We start from the raw sequence: 15388 nt of genomic DNA on the forward strand, positions 1-15388 counted from the left end.
TCTCGCCGAGGCGGCTACCCACCACGGGACGGTCGACTCCTCCGGGGCGGGGCGAGTAGGCCCGCTCCCCCCGGGTAGCCGCCGCAGCGACATCGCCGAGCTTCCGGGACGGGGGAGCGTCCGTCGTCCCGGACGGACGGGAAGGTGGCCACCATGAAGGCCGTCACGTGGCAGGGCCGGCGGAAGGTCTCGGTGGAGCAGGTGCCGGACCCCGTGCTGCAGGAGCCCACGGACGTGATCGTCCGGATCACGTCGAGCGGGCTGTGCGGTTCCGACCTGCATCTCTACGAGGTGCTCGGACCGTTCCTCGACGCCGGCGACGTCCTCGGGCACGAGCCGATGGGCGTGGTGGAGGAGGTGGGCTCGGAGGTGCGGCGGCTCCGGCCGGGCTCGCGGGTCGTGGTGCCGTTCAACGTGTCCTGCGGCACCTGCGCGATGTGCTCGCGGGGGCTGCACTCCCAGTGCGAGACCACGCAGGTGCACGCGTACGACACGGGCGCCGCCCTGTTCGGCTACACGAAGCTGTACGGGCAGGTGCCGGGCGGCCAGGCCGAGTACCTGCGCGTGCCGTTCGGGGACACCCTGCCGATCCCGGTGCCGGACGGGCCGCCGGACGACCGCTTCGTCTACCTCTCGGACGTGCTGCCGACGGCGTGGCAGGCCGTCGAGTACGCCGAGGTGCCGCCGGGCGGTTCGGTCGCGGTGCTCGGTCTCGGTCCGATCGGCGACATGGCCGCGCGGATCGCCCTGCTGCGGGGCGCCGGTCTCGTCGTCGGCATCGACCCCGTGGCCGAGCGGCGGGGCCGGGCGGCGGCCCGCGGGGTGCACGTCCTGGACTCGTCCGACGACGATCTGATCGACCGGGTGCGGGACCTCACGGACGGGCGGGGTCCCGACGCGGTGATCGACGCGGTCGGCATGGAGGCGCACGGCGCCCCGGTCGCCAAGGGGCTGCACACGATGGTCGCCCTGCTCCCGGACGGGCTCGCCGGGCGCATGATGCGCCGCTTCGGGGTGGACCGGCTGTCCGCGCTCCACCTGGCGGTCGAGCTGGTGCGCCGCGGCGGAACCGTGTCGCTCTCCGGGGTGTACGGGGGCGCCGCGGACCCGATGCCGTTGTTCGCCATGTTCGACAAGCAGATCCGGCTGCACATGGGTCAGGCGAACGTGCTGCGGTGGGTCGACGACCTGCTCCCCCTGCTCACCGACGACGATCCCCTGGGCGTGGACGACTTCGCCACGCACCGGCTGCCCCTGGACGCGGCGCCCGAGGCGTACGACATGTTCCAGACCAAGCGCGACGGCGCCGTGAAGATCCTCTTCTCCCCCGGCGCGCACCTCCCGGACGGCGAGGCCCCCGCCGGGGAGCCGCCGACCGCCTGATCCCCGCCACGCCCCCAGGGCCGCTTCGGACCGTTCCGAAGCGGCCCTGACGCGTTTCCCCTCAACCCCGTTCGCGGTCTTGCCAGTTGGGGTTCCCCCTTCAAAGAATGTGCATGACAACCGAAGGATCTTCGGTTGCACAGCCATCAGAGGGGAACCCCCACATGAAGAAGCCTCTCGCCGGCGCCCTGCTCGCCCTGCTCCTGGCAGGCGCGACAGCGGTTCCGGCCGCGGCCTCCACACCCCGGGAGACGGTCGCACAGGCCCCGGCTCCGGCCTCCGCACCCCGGGCCCAGGCCGTGACCGCCGTCGACTTCGCGGGAACGGTCGCGCTCAGCAACTGTTCCGGCTCCGTCGTCCGCACGCCCAGCTCCCTGCCGAGCGACCCCGCGCTCGTCCTCTCCAACGGCCACTGCCTGGAGACCGGCATGCCGGCGCCCGGCCAGGTCATCAAGGACCGGCGGTCCAGCCGCTCGTTCACCCTGCTCAACTCGGCCGGCACCGGTGTCGGCACGCTGCGTGCGAGCAAGATCGCGTACGGCACGATGACCGACACGGACATCTCGATCTACCAGCTGACCAAGACGTACGCGCAGATCCAGAGCACGTACGGCATCAGCGCCCTGACCCTCGACGACGCCCACCCGGTCCAGGGTTCGGCGATCAAGGTGGTCTCCGGGTACTGGAAGCGGATCTACAGCTGCGCCGTCGACGGCTTCGTCTACCGCCTGAAGGAGGGCGGGTGGACCTGGAAGGACTCGGTCCGCTACACCTCGACGTGCAACACGATCGGCGGCACGTCCGGTTCGCCCGTGATCGACACGACCACCGGCAAGGTCGTCGCCGTCAACAACACGGGCAACGAGAGCGGTGAGAGCTGCACCGTGAACAACCCGTGCGAGGTCGACGAGAACGGCACCGTCACCGTCCGCCAGGGCATCAACTACGCCCAGCAGACGTACACGATCGTCCCCTGCGTCGGCGCCGGCAACGTGATCGACCTCAACCGCCCGGGCTGCGTCCTGCCCAAGCCGTGACACTCCTGCCGTCTCCGCCGGCCGCCCCGGGCGGACGGCCGGCGGAGACGGCCCCCCGCTCAGGGCCGGTTGAGTACGCGTACTCATCACGGAGACCTCACGCTCGCCGAGACTGTGTGCACCAGCGAGAGAGGCCCGTGACAGTGACCACGCAGCAGACCCGACGCCCCCGTCAGCCCCACCGCATCCTTCCCGGCCTGGTGGCCGCGGGGGTGGCGGCCCTCCTCCTGACGGGCTGCACGAGCCAGGAGCGGGTCTGCGGCACCGGCCGCTACCCGGTCAAGGCGGTCGGCAACACCGACGGCCAGGACTGCGTCGCCGACGGCCAGGAGCCGCCGGAGGGCTGGGTCCGCTACCCCGAGGGCATGGTGCCCGAGCACGTCGGCGACAAGTGGGACAAGTACTGGAGCACGCTCATCGTGGACGCCGAGGGCCGGACGACGGGAGGGGTGACGCCGACCCGGCCCGGGGCATGAGGGGACCGGTTCAGGGCGTCATCTCGTACGCGCCCGACAGCGCCTCGACGCGCTGCCAGACGCGCCCCGACCGCGCCTCGTCGACGACGGGGCGCCGGACGGCGCCGAGCGCCCAGAGCTGCTGCTGCTCGGTCGCGGAGTCCTTGCCGTGCAGCTCGACCGCGTGCGCGGAGAAGTCGCGGGCGAGGACGGCGAACAGCTCGTCGAGGACGTCCTCGTCGAGGCCGGTCAGGGCGGCCTGCTCCAGGACCAGCTGGCCGTGGACGACGAGCGCGAAGAGCTGGCCGACGGCGAGGAGCAGGTCGAGGTCGCGGCTCTGCTCCTCGTCGGGGGCGGCCTTGAGCACGAACTCGCAGAGGGCGTCGGCCTGTTCGCGGAAGCGGGCCACGTTGGGCACGTGGGCGTACGCCTCGTAGGCCGGCCGCCAGTCGTGGAAGCGGACCGAGCCGAGGCCCCGCGCCGGGCCCTGCCGGAAGAGGAACGCGTCGTCGGCCGCGTCCAGGCGGGTCGGGACGGGCTCGTACGCGACCGGGTCGAGGAGGTGGTTGCGCATGAACTTCAGGATCAGCGCCAGATTGACGTGGACCGTGCCCTCCAGCTTCGGCAGGCCGCGGATCTCCACGGCGGCCTCCGCGAAGTAGTTGTCCTTCTCGAAGCCCTTGGCGGCGATCACGTCCCACATCAGGTCGATGACCTTCTCGCCCTCCGTGGTCACCTTCATCTTCGTCATCGGGTTGAAGAGGAGGTAGCGGCGGTCCTCGGGACCGGCGGTGCGGAAGTAGTCGACGGCGCGGTCGCTGAACAGCTTCATGCCGACGAGCCGGACGTACGCGTCGGTCAGCTCGCGCCGCACGTGCGGGAAGGCGGTGACCGGACGGCCGTACAGGATGCGGTTCTGCGCGTGCGTGACGGCCTCGTACATCGCGTGCTCGCAGATGCCGATGGAGGCGGTGCAGAGGTTGAACTTGCCGACGTTGACGGTGTTGAGGGCGGCGTCGAAGGCGGCGCGCCCGGTGTGCAGGACGTCCTCCGCGGCGACGGGGTAGTCCTCCAGACGGAACTCGCTGACGAACTTCGACGAGTCGACGACGTTCTTGACGAGGTGGTACGCCGGGTGGCGGCTGTCGGCGGCGAAGAAGACGTAGCCCTCGGGACCCTCGACGTCGGTGCGGCGGCCGAAGACGGAGACGAGCCCGGCGGCGTTGCCGTTGCCGATGTAGTACTTGGAGCCGGTGGCGCGGAAGCCGCCCGCGCCGTCGGGCTCCAGGAGCATGTCGGTGGAGTAGATGTCCGCGCCGTGGGACTTCTCGGAGAGGCCGAAGGCGAACACCTCCCCCTGGGAGAGGAGTTCGGCGGCGCGGGCGCGGGCGGCGGCGTTGTCGCTCTGCCAGACCGGGCCGAGGCCGAGGATGGTGACCTGCCAGGCGTACCAGTAGTCGAGGCCGTAGAAACCGAGGATCTCGTTGAGCGCGGCGATGCGGGCGGTGTCCCAGCGCTTGTCGCCCTCGTCCTCGCCGGCGGCGGAGGACGGCGTCAGGAAGGTCGCGAAGAGCCCTTCCTCCGCGGCGAAGGCGAGGAAGTCGCCGAGCCAGGCGCGGGTCCGGTAGTCCTCGATGATCCGTCGCTTGCCGCGCGCCTCGAACCAGTCCACGGTGGCGCGCAGCAGCCTGCGGGTCTCCGGGTCGAAGTGGACGGGATCGTAGGTGTGCGGGTTGAACAGCAGCGGGTCGGCCATGACGTCCGCCTTTCGGCTCGGGATGGGGGTGGATGGTGAGGGGGTTTCAGCGCCCGGCTTCGAACCGGGCGAGCGTGGCGAGGACGTCGTCGAGCCAGGCGATCATCATCCGCTCGTACGCGATGCCGCCGCGCAGCACGGCGTGCTGGAGCTCCCGCTCGGCGTCGAGCGGACCGTCCGCCGCGGTCCGCGGGAAGTCGCGCGCCTCGCCCGCGAGGTAGTGCTCCAGACGATCGGTGTGTGCCCGCCGGTGCCGCTCGACCTCGCCGATCAGTGCGGCCGGATCGTCGAAGGCGGCTCCCCGGATCTTCACCGCGAGGTCGTGCCGCACGCTCTCGGGCTCGATCGGTTCGTGCAGCCACGTGGAGAGCGCGTCCCGGCCGGGTCCCGCGACGGAGTACTCCTTCTTGTCGGGACGCCCCTGCTGCGGCACGTCCCGGACGTCCACCCAGCCGTCGCTCTCCATGCGCTTGAGCACGCGGTAGATCTGCTGGTGGGTGGCGGTCCAGAAGTATCCGATGGACCGCTCGAAGCGCCGGGCCAGCTCGTAGCCGGATCCGGGCTTCTCGAGCAGGGACACGAGGATCGCGTGGTCGAGCGCCATGCCCTCGATCTTGCTATGCAACGAGTTGCATAGCAAGGGTGGACCGGTTCGATGAGACACGGCTCACGGGCGTTGTCAGTGGTGCGCGATAGCTTCGAGATCGTTCGGAAGATCGCCTGACAGGGGGAATTCGTGGGTGTCGAGCGTGCGTTGAAGGTCGTTCTCGTCGACGTCAACGACGAGGTGGTGACGGCCTGGCGGTCCGCGTTCGCGGACACGCCCGGGGTCGAGATCCGGCGGGGTTCCGTTCTCGACGTGGACGTCGACGCGTGGGTCTCCCCCACCAACGCCAAGGGCCGGATGGACGGCGGGGTCGACGCCGTCGTCAAGCGGCACCTCGGTGCGGGTGTCCAGGTGCGGGTGCAGCGGGCGATCCGCGAGCGGTTCGGCGGGAGCCTGCCGGTGGGCAGCGCGGTCTGCGTCCCGTCCGGGGCGGCCGTGCCCCGTTATCTGATCTCGACGCCGACGATGCGGCAGTCCTCGCAGAACGTCAGCGACACGATGAACGTGGCGTTGGCGTGCGCGGCGGCGTTCCAGGCGGTGCACCTGCAGAACCTGGCGAAGCCCGGCAGCATCCGGTCGGTGGCGCTCGTCGGGATGGGCGCGCGGACGGGCCGGGTGCCGGCGCAGGTGTGCGCCAATCTGATGTGGACGGGATACACGCTCTTCCACGACCACGGGTTCGCGGACTACGACGAGTTGCGGGCCGCGGTGCTCGGACAGCTCGCCGACATCGAGGGCGCGGGGCCGGCGCAGCGGGTCCGGATCAAGGTGCCGGAGCAGACGCCGGCCGTCACGGCCCCGGAGGCACCGGGGCAGGCCGGGGCGTCCACCGCCACCGCCCCGGAGGCACCGGGGCAGGCCGGGGCGTCCGCCGCGGCGGCCTCGGATCCGTTGGGGCTGGCCGAACTGTTCACGGGCGGCGGTGAGCCGTGGCTGCCGCTGCTCGCCCCGGTGATCGAGGCGCAGCCGGGGGCCGGTGCCTTCATCGGGCCGAAGCGGAGCCCGGAGGTGGTTCCGGTGCGCGAGCTGACGTTCCAGGCGCTGAAGCCGCATCCGCCGCACAAGTGGAAGGTGGTCGCCTTCGGGCAGAACCCGTATCCGCGGGCGGAGAGCGCGACCGGCATCGCGATGTTCGACAACACCTTCCACGACTGGAAGGACAGCCAGTTCGGCCGGGTGGTCAGCATCCGCTGCCTCATCAAGGCGGCCGCGATGTGGAAGTACGGCATCGCCAAGAAGACGCCGATCGCCGACGTCCGGGCGCTGTTGAAGAAGGAGGACACGGTTCAGCCGCCGGAGTGGTTCCAGGCGATGCTCACCCAGGGTGTGCTCCTGCTGAACGCGTCCCTCACGGCGAGCGCGGACGGGGCCGTGCCGACCGAGCAGCACACGTCCTTCTGGCGGCCCGTGGCCGAGCAGATCGTCGAGGAGATCCTCCGGGCGAAGCAGGACGCCTCGGAGGAGGACCGCGGGGTGGTGTTCGCCTGGTGGGGCGCGCACGCCCGGAGCCTGAAGCGGGTCGTGCAGCGGCTGGAGAAGAAGTACCCGGGGGTCGAGGTCCGGCACCTGGACCACGTGAACCCGGCGGCGCAGGGGGACGTCTTCTGCGAGGGGGACCACTTCGCCCAGGTGAACGGCGCCCTGGCGGCGGTGGGGGCCGAGCCGGTCGACTGGCTGCCGTCCAAGGGCTGGGATCAGGCCCCGGCCGGGACCGGCGGGACCGGCGGCGGCGGTGTCGCGGAGCGCATGGGCGCGTTCATCGCGTCGACGATGGAGCTGCACCAGCTCTATCTGGAGCGGCTGACGAGCGTCAAGGACGAGGGGCTCGTCCTGCCTCCGATCACCGGGGTGTTCGACACGCCGGTGATGGACTTCCGGAAGGCCGTCGAGCCGGTGACGCGGGTGCTCGCGAACCTGGACCGGTACGTGGAGCGGTCGAGCCGGTTCGCGGAGGCGAAGGCGACGGAGGCGGGGGCCGCGGGCGGTCTGTCCGCCGACGCGATCTCGGCGCTGTACCTGTACACCTGCGAGTCGGCGTTCTACCGCGAGATCAACGCCGTGCTGCGGTCCCCGGACCGGGAGCGCCTCGTGCCGTACCTGCCGTACCTGCGTCTGCTGTTCTCGGCCGTCGCCGAGCTGCCGCCGCAGACGCGGCCGCTGTGGCGCGGTGTGGCGCTCGACCTGCGGTCGCAGTACCCGCTGGGGCGCACGGTGACGTGGTGGGGCGTCTCGTCGTGCACGTCCGAGCCGAGCGTGGCCCGGGCCTTCCTCGGGAGCCGCGGCCGGCGGACGCTGTTCGAGGTGACGCCGGCGCGTGCGGTGGGGATCCGGCGGTTCTCCGCGTTCACGGGCGAGGAGGAGTACATCCTCACCCCGGGCACCCAGCTGAAGGTGACGGACGTGAAGACCGAGCGCGGCGGCCTGTGCACCGTGCGCCTCACCGAACTGGAGGGCCAGGGGCTGGTGTCGTAGGCAACCTGCCCGACGGCTGCGGTCCGGCCGTCGACGGAACGCCGGACGACCTGTGACGGGCCCCTCCTGGGCCGTGCTCGGCCCAGGAGGGGCCCGACGGGTTCCGGCCCCGCGGGTCAGAGCGCGCTGACGATGTCCTCGACCCGTTCCTTCGCGTCGCCGAAGAGCATGGAGGTGTTCTCGCGGAAGAACAGCGGGTTCTGCACGCCCGCGTAGCCGGAGGCCATCGAGCGCTTGAAGACGATGACCTTGTTCGCCTCCCAGACGGTGAGGACCGGCATGCCGGCGATCGGGCTGCTGGGGTCCTCGGCGCCGGCCGGGTTGACCGTGTCGTTGGCGCCGATCACGAGGACGACGTCGGTGTCGGCGAAGTCCTCGTTGATCTCGTCCATCTCGAGCACGATGTCGTACGGCACCTTGGCCTCGGCGAGCAGCACGTTCATGTGGCCGGGGAGGCGGCCGGCGACCGGGTGGATGCCGAACCGTACGTCGACGCCCTTCGCGCGCAGCTTCGAGGTGAGCTCCGCGACCGGGTACTGCGCCTGTGCCACGGCCATGCCGTAGCCGGGCGTGATGACCACGGACCGGGCCGCGCCGAGGAGTTCGGCGGCGCTCTGGGCGGTGATCTCGTGGTGGTCGCCGTAGTCGACGTCCGAGCCCGAGGGCGCCTCGATGCCGAAGCCGCCGGCGATGACGGAGATGAACGAGCGGTTCATCGCCTTGCACATGATGTAGGACAGGTAGGCACCGGAGGAGCCGACCAGCGCGCCGGTGATGATCAGCAGGTCGTTGCCGAGCAGGAAGCCGGAGGCCGCCGCGGCCCAGCCGGAGTAGCTGTTGAGCATCGAGACCACGACCGGCATGTCGCCGCCGCCGATCGAGGCCACCAGGTGCCAGCCCAGGGCGAGCGCCAGGACCGTCACGGTGATCAGCAGCCACAGCTCCGGCGCGATCACGAACCACACCGTCAGGGCGACGAAGAGGCCTAGCGCGCCGAGGTTCAGCGCGTTCTTGCCCGGCAGCACCAGCGGCTTGGAGCTGATCCTCGCCGAGAGCTTCAGGTTGGCCACGATCGAGCCGGTGAAGGTCACCGCGCCGATGAAGAGGCCGATGATCACCTCGGCGTGGTGGATGCCCAGCGTGCCGAGCGCGTCCAGGGCCACGGCCTCGTGCCCGTCGGGCTCGTGCTCGACGTTCAGGTAGCCGTTCCAGCTGACCAGCACGGCCGCCAGACCGACGAAGGAGTGCAGCAGCGCGATCAGTTCGGGCATGCCGGTCATCTCGACGCCGCGGGCACGCTGCAGACCGATCAGCGCGCCGATCAGCATCGCCACGGCCATCAGGCCGAGGCCGGCGCCGCTGATGTCGCCGTCGATCGCGAGCACGATCGTCGCGACGAGCGCGACGCCCATGCCGAGCATGCCGAACGCGTTGCCGAGCCGTGCCGACTCGTGCTTGGAGAGTCCTGCCAGCGCCAGGATGAACAGCAGCGCGGCAACGAGGTAGGCCGCCTGTGCGGCGAGGGTCGCAGACATGTCAGCTCCGGTTGAACATGGCGAGCATGCGACGCGTCACCGCGAAGCCGCCGAAGACGTTGATACTGGCCAGGAGGATCGCCACGCACGACAGCACCGTGACCACCGTGCTCGTCTGTCCGATCTGCAGCAGCGCGCCGACGACGATGATCCCGGAGATCGCGTTGGTCACCGACATCAGCGGCGTGTGCAGGGCGTGGTGCACGTGTCCGATCACGTAGTAGCCGATCACGATCGCGAGCACGAAGACGGTCACGTGGGGCAGCAGGGCCGCCGGCGCGAACCCGGCGGTGAGGAACAGCGCCAGCGCGCCGACGGCCACCGCGCCGAACCGCCGGGCCGGCGTCATCGGCTCCTTCTTCGGCTTCGGCGGCGCCGTCTCAGCCGCCGCGGGCGCGGCGGCCGGGGCCGCCGAGACCTGGACCGGCGGGGGCGGCCACGCCGACTCGCCCTCGCGGACGACGGTGATCGAGCGCTGTACCGGGTCGTCCCAGTCGAGGACCAGCCGCCCGTCCTTGCCGGGGGTCATCAGCTTCAGCAGGTTCACCAGGTTCGTGCCGTACAGCTGCGAGGCCTGGGCCGGCAGCCGGCCCGCCAGGTCGGTGTAGCCGATGATCGTCACGCCGTTGTCCGTGACGACCTTCTCGCCCTTCACGGTGCCCACGACGTTGCCGCCGTTGGCGGCCGCCATGTCGACGATCACGGAGCCCGGCTTCATGCTCGCCACCATCTCCGCCGTGATCAGCGTCGGCGCGGGACGGCCGGGGATCAGCGCGGTGGTGATGACGATGTCGACCTCACGGCACTGCGCGGCGTAGAGCTCGGCCTCGCGCGCCTTGTAGTCGTCGCCCATCTCCTTGGCGTAGCCCGTCTTCGAGACCTCGACCTCGGCGGACTCGATCGACAGGTACTCGCCGCCCAGCGACCGGACCTGGTCGGCGACTTCGGGCCGGGGGTCGGTCGCCCGTACGATCGCGCCGAGCGAGCCCGCCGCACCGATGGCGGCCAGTCCCGCGACGCCGGCGCCCGCGACGAGCACCTTCGCCGGCGGCACCTTGCCCGCCGCCGTCACCTGGCCGGTGAAGAACCGCCCGAACGTGTGCGCCGCCTCGACCACGGCCCGGTAGCCGGCGATGTTCGCCATCGACGACAGCACGTCCATCGACTGCGCCCGGCTGATGCGCGGCACGGCGTCCATGGACAGTGCCGTGAACGGCCGGCGGCCCAGGTCCTCGACCATCTCGGGGTCGAACGCCGGGGCGAACAGGGCGATCACCGTCGCCTCCGGCCGTACCCCGTCCAGCTGAGCGGGGCTCGGGGCGTTGACCCCGAGGACCACGTCCGCGGCCGTCGCGTCGCCGATGGTCGCACCGGCGGCCTCGTAGGCGCTGTCCGTGAAGCCCGCCGCGACACCCGCGCCGGAGTCGACGACGACGTCGTAACCCAGTTTGCGGATCGGCTCGATCGTGGCGGGTGTGGCCGAGACACGGTTCTCACCTGCCCGCGCCTCCTTGAGTACTCCGACAATCACGAGTGTTCTCCGTTCGCTGCAGTTGCCGTCGACGACTGTTCTCTACTTCGACTCTGGTTCGAGTCTCGACCCCATCAGAATCGGCTCGCTCCCGCCTCGACCGGAAGCGTGCCGGCGGTGATCAATGCCACACCACTTCACCTACCCATCGTGAGTGACCGTCCCGCGGGCACGGCGGACTCACCGGGGCTCCTGGTCGAGGATGGGCTCACGTTAGGGGTCCCCGGTCTCCCCACGACACCGGCGGTTCGAAGGGGATAGCTCATATTGACGCGCGACTCGTCGCGCTCCTAGGCTCCGCCCCCCTCGGGCGCCACGGCACCACCACGGTGACGGTGTCGGCCACGCACACCGGCTTGTCGCCGCCTTCGCGCTCGATCGTGATGCGGGTGACGACCTGGTGGCGCCCGCCGCCGGGGGTCACTTCGAGGAGCTCGACACCGGCCCGCACCCGGGAGCCGACCGGAACGGGCGCGGGGAACCTGACCTTTTCGGTCAGGCCGTCGATCGTTCTCGGGGTGGTCATCCTCCGGGGGCCCCGTTCGGCGCGGGGCTCAGCCCCGGGACGAGCGCGGCGAGGGCCGCGCGGGCGGAGGGGGCGTCGACGTGCAGGTGGGCCCGCATCCCGACGGCTCGTGCGCCGAGCACGTTGGGCTCGGCGTCGTCGACGAAGAGCGCGCTCGCGGGGGCGACGCCGAGGCGCGCGAGGGTCAGCTCGTAGATCGGGGCCGCCGGCTTGCGCAGGCCGACCTCTCCGGAGATGACGACGGGGTCGAGCAGGGCGTCGATCCGCTCGCGGGGGTAGGTGTTGCCCCAGCTGTTGGAGAGGAGGGCGACCCGGACGCCGAGCGCGCGCAGTTCCTCGACGAGCGCGAACATCGCCGGGTCGGGGCGCATCCCGGCGAAGAGCCGGGAGAGCACGCCCACCGGATCGACCGGACGGCCGTCGACCGTGGTGAGCTCCGCGGCGAGGAGGACGTCGAACTCCGCGACGCTCAGCTCACCGGTCTCCAGGCGGTGGATCGGTGTGCCGACGGGCGCGTCGCGGGACATCCAGGCCCTGAGGGTCCGGGAGAACGACTGCGGGTCGATGCCGTCGGCCTCGATCCAGGCCGCGATCGACTCCTTCACGGGAAGGGTGAGCACACCGCCGTAGTCGAGGACGACGGCCTCGACCGGTGCGGCCGGGGGTACGGCGGCGCCGGTCATTCGGCTGCTCCGACGCGCGTGACTCCGCCGTCGACGACGACGGTCTGGCCGGTGAGCCAGGCGGCGTCCTCGGAGAGCAGGAAGGCGACGACGCCGCCGATGTCCTCGGGCTCTCCCAGCCGCTTGAGCGGGTAGCGGGAAGCGAGTTGCTCCTCGCGGCCCTCGTACAGGGCGGTGGCGAACTTCGTCTTGACGACGGCCGGCGCGATCGCGTTGACCCGGATGTCCGGGCCCAGCTCGACGGCCAGGAGTTCGGTCATCGAGATCAGCATCGCCTTGCTGGCGCCGTACATGCCGATCATGGGCGCCGGCTGGACGCCGGAGACCGAGGAGACGTTGACCACCGCGCCGCCGTGCTCCTTCATCCACGCGCCGTGGACCGTCTGGGTCCAGGAGAGCGCGGCGAGGCAGTTGGTCTCCACGATCTTGCGGGCGGCCGCCAGGTCGAGCTCGATCATCGGGCCGTACACCGGGTTGATGCCGGTGTTGTTCACCAGCAGGTCCACGCTGCCGTACGCCTCGATCGCCTGGCGGACGGTGTCGGTCTGGTGCGCGGGGTCGTCGGCCTTGCCGGCGACGCCGAGGGCGTGCGCGGGACCGCCGAGGGCGGCGACCGCCTGGTCGAGCGTGTCCTTGGTGCGGCCGGTGACGACGACCCGGGCGCCTTCGGCGACGAGCCGCTCGGCGATGGCCAGGCCGATGCCTCGGCTGGCACCGGTGACGATCGCGGTCTTTCCCTCGAAACGCTTCATCTCTTCCGTACTCCTTCTCGGCTCGGACGTGCTCGGTCCGGACGTGCTCGGTCCGGACGTGCTCGGCTCGGACGTGCTCAGCTCAGACGCTCGACGACCATGGCCATGCCCATGCCGCCGCCGACGCACATGGACTCGACGCCGAACTGCTTGTCGTGCCACTGGAGCGAGTTGACGAGGGTGGCGGTGATGCGGGCGCCGGTCATGCCGAACGGGTGGCCGACGGCGATGGCGCCGCCGTTGACGTTGAGCTTCTCCAGGGGGATGCCGAGCTGCTGGGCGGAGCCGAGCGACTGCACGGCGAACGCCTCGTTGATCTCGAAGAGGTCGATGTCGTCGAGGCCGAGGCCGGCGCTCTTCAGCGCGGCCGGGATCGCCTCGACCGGGCCGAGGCCCATGATCTCCGGGGAGAGGCCGGTGACGGCGGTCGAGACGATCCGCGCGAGCGGGGTGAGGCCCAGCTCCCCGGCCCGGACGTCGCTCATGATCACCAGGGCGGCGGCGCCGTCGTTGAGCGGGCAGGCGTTGCCGGCGGTCACGGTGCCGTCGGGGCGGAAGACCGGCTTGAGGCCGCTGACGCCTTCGAGCGTGGTGCCGGGGCGCGGGCCGTCGTCGGCGGTGACGACGCTGCCGTCGTGGAGCGTGACCGGGGTGATCTCGCGGGCCCAGAAGCCCTCCTCGATGCGCTGGACGGCGAGGTTCTGGCTGCGGACGGCGAACGCGTCCTGCTCCTCGCGCGACATGCCGAGGACCTGCTGCACGTTCTCGGCGGTCTGGCCCATGGAGATGTAGACGTCCGGCAGCGCGCCGGTCTCGCGGGGGTCGGTCCAGTCGGGCTCGCCGCCTTGCGCGCGGTCGTGGGTGCGCCGGCCGGCGTCGCCGAAGGCCGGGTTGAGCATGTCGTGGCCCGGGATGTGGTCGCTGGTGCCGTTGGCGAAGTTGCTGACCGACTCCACGCCGGCGGAGACGTACGCGTGGCCCTCGCCGGCCTTGATCGCGTGGAACGCCATCCGGGTGGTCTGCAGCGAGGACGAGCAGTAGCGCGTGATCGTCGTGCCGGGCAGGTGGTCGTACCCCAGCAGCACCGCGACGTTGCGGCCCATGTTCCAGCCCTGCTCACCGCCGGGCAGACCGCAGCCGAGCATCAGGTCGGTGATCTCGCGCGGGTCGAGCTCGGGCACCTTCGCCAGGGCCGCCCGGACCATCTGGACGGTCAGCTCGTCGGCGCGCATGTCCCTCAGGGACCCCTTGCCGGCACGGCCGATCGGGGACCGGGCGGCCGAGACGATCACTGCTTCGGGCACGAAGCCTCCCTTACATGCTAAGCGGTTGCTTACCCAAGGTGGGCCCACTGTGCAGCGAGCGGTGGACGGGCGTCAACAGGCGAGCGGGGTGGGGCGGAATGACTTATGTCATGTGGACAGGGCACCGACGGGCGTACGTCGCGCCGCGGTGCCGACGGCTCTCCTCACCGGGCCGCGATGCCCGCGATGAACAGCTCGGCGAAGGCGAGGGCGACCTCGTCGGCCGAGGCCTCGCCCTCGGGGCGCCGCCCCATCGCGGCGCGCACCACGTCCTGAACCGACGTCCCGTGGAGACCCTTCTCGGCGAAGAGCCGGAGGGCCGTGTCCGGCAACCGCTCGGATCCGTAAGGCCGTTGACGGCCACCGGCGGCCGTCCCCTCCGGCGCCCCTCCGCCGCAGTCACGGCGGAATCCCCTAGGTCTTGTCTGACAAAGGATCTTGGATGGGTTCGCGGAGCCAGAGGATGAGTGAGGCGAGGTGGACTCCGGCCTTGTATCGGGCGGCGAGTTTGTCGAAGCGGCTGGCGATCGCGCGGAACTGCTTGAGTCGGTTGAAGCAGCGTTCGACCACGTTGCGGGCTTTGTAGAGCTTGCGGTCGAAGGCCGGCGGTCTGCCGCCGGCCTTCCCGCGCCGCAGGCGGTTAGCCTTCTGGTCCGCCCGCTCCGGGATCACTGTCCGGATGCCCCGCCCGCGCAGAACCTGGCGGATCGCCCGGGACGAGTACGCCTTGTCCGCGATGACCGCGTCGGGCCTGCGGCGGGGACGTCCGGCGCCGGTCCGGGGCACCCTCAGCTCGGCCATGACCGTCTTGAAGACGGTGGAGTCGTTGACGTTGCCGGCCGTGACGACGACGGCCAGGGGCAGGCCCCGGCCGTCGCAGGCGAGATGGATCTTCGTGGTCAGCCCGCCGCGGGACCGTCCGAGCGCCTGGCCAGCCGACGAATGTGCCGGATCTTCCAGTTCGTCCCCCGGCCCCGCCCCCTTTTGCGGGCGCCGGCGGCATGCTGGTGGGCCCGGCTGATCGTGGAGTCGACCGACACGGTCCACTCCACGGCTCCGACGGAGTCGTCACGGACCTGGGCCTGTTCGAGCAGACGGGCCCAGGTGCCGTCCGCTTCCCAGCGGGCGAACCGTTCATAGGCCGTCTGCCACGGCCCGTAGCGTTCCGGCAGGTCACGCCACGGAGCACCGGTCCGCAACCGCCACAACACCCCGTTGATCACCTGTCGGTGATCCCGCCACGGCCGCCCACGACCGTCAACACCCGGCAACAACGGCGCTATCCGTCCCCACGCCGCATCCGTCAGCTCACCACGACCCACCACAAGATCAATTATCAGACAGGAC

Annotated in this window: 13 protein-coding genes and 1 pseudogene; 4 read left to right on the top strand and 10 right to left on the bottom strand. The window is 71.1% G+C overall.

All coding sequences use genetic code 11. From position 1 onward, the window contains the following. Positions 1–153 precede the first annotated feature (153 nt). From K7G60_RS23085 to K7G60_RS23095, 3 genes are all read left to right on the top strand, one after another. Positions 154–1383, top strand: coding sequence for an alcohol dehydrogenase catalytic domain-containing protein (locus tag K7G60_RS23085; protein ID WP_225802834.1), 1230 nt, complete (start codon positions 154–156; stop codon positions 1381–1383). A 164-nt stretch (positions 1384–1547) separates the two neighbouring features. Next, a complete protein-coding gene (locus K7G60_RS23090; protein WP_225802835.1) occupies positions 1548–2420 on the top strand; it encodes a serine protease in 873 nt (290 codons plus the stop codon). 137 nt (positions 2421–2557) lie between these two features. Then, a complete protein-coding gene (locus K7G60_RS23095) occupies positions 2558–2896 on the top strand; it encodes an SCO0607 family lipoprotein (RefSeq protein WP_374115666.1) in 339 nt (112 codons plus the stop codon). A gap of 10 nt (positions 2897–2906) precedes the next feature. Here the strand turns inward: K7G60_RS23095 and K7G60_RS23100 are convergent, their stop codons facing one another. Together K7G60_RS23100 and K7G60_RS23105 are read right to left on the bottom strand one after the other, a co-directional pair. Beyond that, on the bottom strand, positions 2907–4631 hold the full coding sequence (locus K7G60_RS23100; RefSeq protein ID WP_225802836.1) for an acyl-CoA dehydrogenase family protein: 1725 nt from the start codon (positions 4629–4631) through the stop codon (positions 2907–2909). A gap of 46 nt (positions 4632–4677) precedes the next feature. Continuing rightward, positions 4678–5235 carry a PadR family transcriptional regulator gene (locus tag K7G60_RS23105; protein ID WP_225802837.1) on the bottom strand — a complete coding sequence of 186 codons (558 nt, stop codon included), beginning with the start codon at positions 5233–5235 and terminating at the stop codon, positions 4678–4680. 132 nt (positions 5236–5367) lie between these two features. Between K7G60_RS23105 and K7G60_RS23110 the strand changes: the two genes are divergently transcribed. Then, the gene (locus K7G60_RS23110) at positions 5368–7710 is read left to right on the top strand and encodes an ADP-ribosyltransferase domain-containing protein (protein WP_225802838.1); all 2343 of its coding nucleotides are present in this window, start codon (positions 5368–5370) and stop codon (positions 7708–7710) included. A 116-nt stretch (positions 7711–7826) separates the two neighbouring features. On the opposite strand, the gene pntB is transcribed toward K7G60_RS23110, so the two are convergent. The 8 genes and pseudogenes from pntB to K7G60_RS23150 form a co-directional block, all read right to left on the bottom strand. After that, positions 7827–9245, bottom strand: a complete 1419-nt coding sequence (pntB, locus tag K7G60_RS23115; protein ID WP_225802839.1) for a Re/Si-specific NAD(P)(+) transhydrogenase subunit beta — start codon at positions 9243–9245, stop codon at positions 7827–7829. Between the two features lies 1 nt (position 9246). Continuing rightward, the gene (locus K7G60_RS23120) at positions 9247–10776 is read right to left on the bottom strand and encodes a Re/Si-specific NAD(P)(+) transhydrogenase subunit alpha (RefSeq protein ID WP_225802840.1); all 1530 of its coding nucleotides are present in this window, start codon (positions 10774–10776) and stop codon (positions 9247–9249) included. 262 nt (positions 10777–11038) lie between these two features. Then, a pseudogene (locus K7G60_RS23125) lies at positions 11039–11272 on the bottom strand (hypothetical protein); the annotation flags it as partial. Between the two features lie 26 nt (positions 11273–11298). Further along, on the bottom strand, positions 11299–11985 hold the full coding sequence (locus tag K7G60_RS23130) for an HAD family phosphatase (RefSeq protein WP_225802841.1): 687 nt from the start codon (positions 11983–11985) through the stop codon (positions 11299–11301). Next, positions 11982–12737: an SDR family oxidoreductase gene (locus K7G60_RS23135; protein WP_225802842.1), complete on the bottom strand. Its 756-nt coding sequence runs from the start codon at positions 12735–12737 to the stop codon at positions 11982–11984. Before K7G60_RS23135 ends, K7G60_RS23130 begins: the two co-directional genes overlap by 4 nt. Before the next feature lie 77 nt (positions 12738–12814). Continuing rightward, complete coding sequence (locus K7G60_RS23140; RefSeq protein ID WP_225802843.1) at positions 12815–14041, bottom strand: acetyl-CoA C-acetyltransferase; 1227 nt, start codon at positions 14039–14041, stop codon at positions 12815–12817. 164 nt (positions 14042–14205) lie between these two features. Continuing rightward, positions 14206–14373 (bottom strand): TetR family transcriptional regulator, encoded by a 168-nt coding sequence (locus tag K7G60_RS23145; protein ID WP_225802844.1) that lies wholly within the window; start codon positions 14371–14373, stop codon positions 14206–14208. An 82-nt stretch (positions 14374–14455) separates the two neighbouring features. Further along, positions 14456–15366, bottom strand: a protein-coding gene (locus K7G60_RS23150) for an IS5 family transposase (protein WP_225802848.1) whose coding sequence is annotated in 2 segments (ribosomal slippage) — positions 14456–15027 and positions 15027–15366 — 912 coding nt in all. Because the reading frame shifts where the segments join, the coding sequence is not laid out codon by codon here. Positions 15367–15388 lie beyond the last annotated feature (22 nt).

Source organism: Streptomyces sp. NK15101 (assembly GCF_020400725.1).
GTDB lineage: Bacteria > Actinomycetota > Actinomycetes > Streptomycetales > Streptomycetaceae > Streptomyces.

Bases quoted from the DNA above. Each gene is read 5' to 3' on its own strand.
- K7G60_RS23130 (WP_225802841.1), bottom strand. From the start codon at position 11,985: ATGACCGGCGCCGCCGTACCCCCGGCCGCACCGGTCGAGGCCGTCGTC.
- K7G60_RS23105 (WP_225802837.1), bottom strand. From the start codon at position 5,235: ATGGCGCTCGACCACGCGATCCTCGTGTCCCTGCTCGAGAAGCCCGGA.
- pntB (WP_225802839.1), bottom strand. From the start codon at position 9,245: ATGTCTGCGACCCTCGCCGCACAGGCGGCCTACCTCGTTGCCGCGCTG.
- K7G60_RS23100 (WP_225802836.1), bottom strand. From the start codon at position 4,631: ATGGCCGACCCGCTGCTGTTCAACCCGCACACCTACGATCCCGTCCAC.
- K7G60_RS23090 (WP_225802835.1), top strand. From the start codon at position 1,548: ATGAAGAAGCCTCTCGCCGGCGCCCTGCTCGCCCTGCTCCTGGCAGGC.
- K7G60_RS23085 (WP_225802834.1), top strand. From the start codon at position 154: ATGAAGGCCGTCACGTGGCAGGGCCGGCGGAAGGTCTCGGTGGAGCAG.
- K7G60_RS23135 (WP_225802842.1), bottom strand. From the start codon at position 12,737: ATGAAGCGTTTCGAGGGAAAGACCGCGATCGTCACCGGTGCCAGCCGA.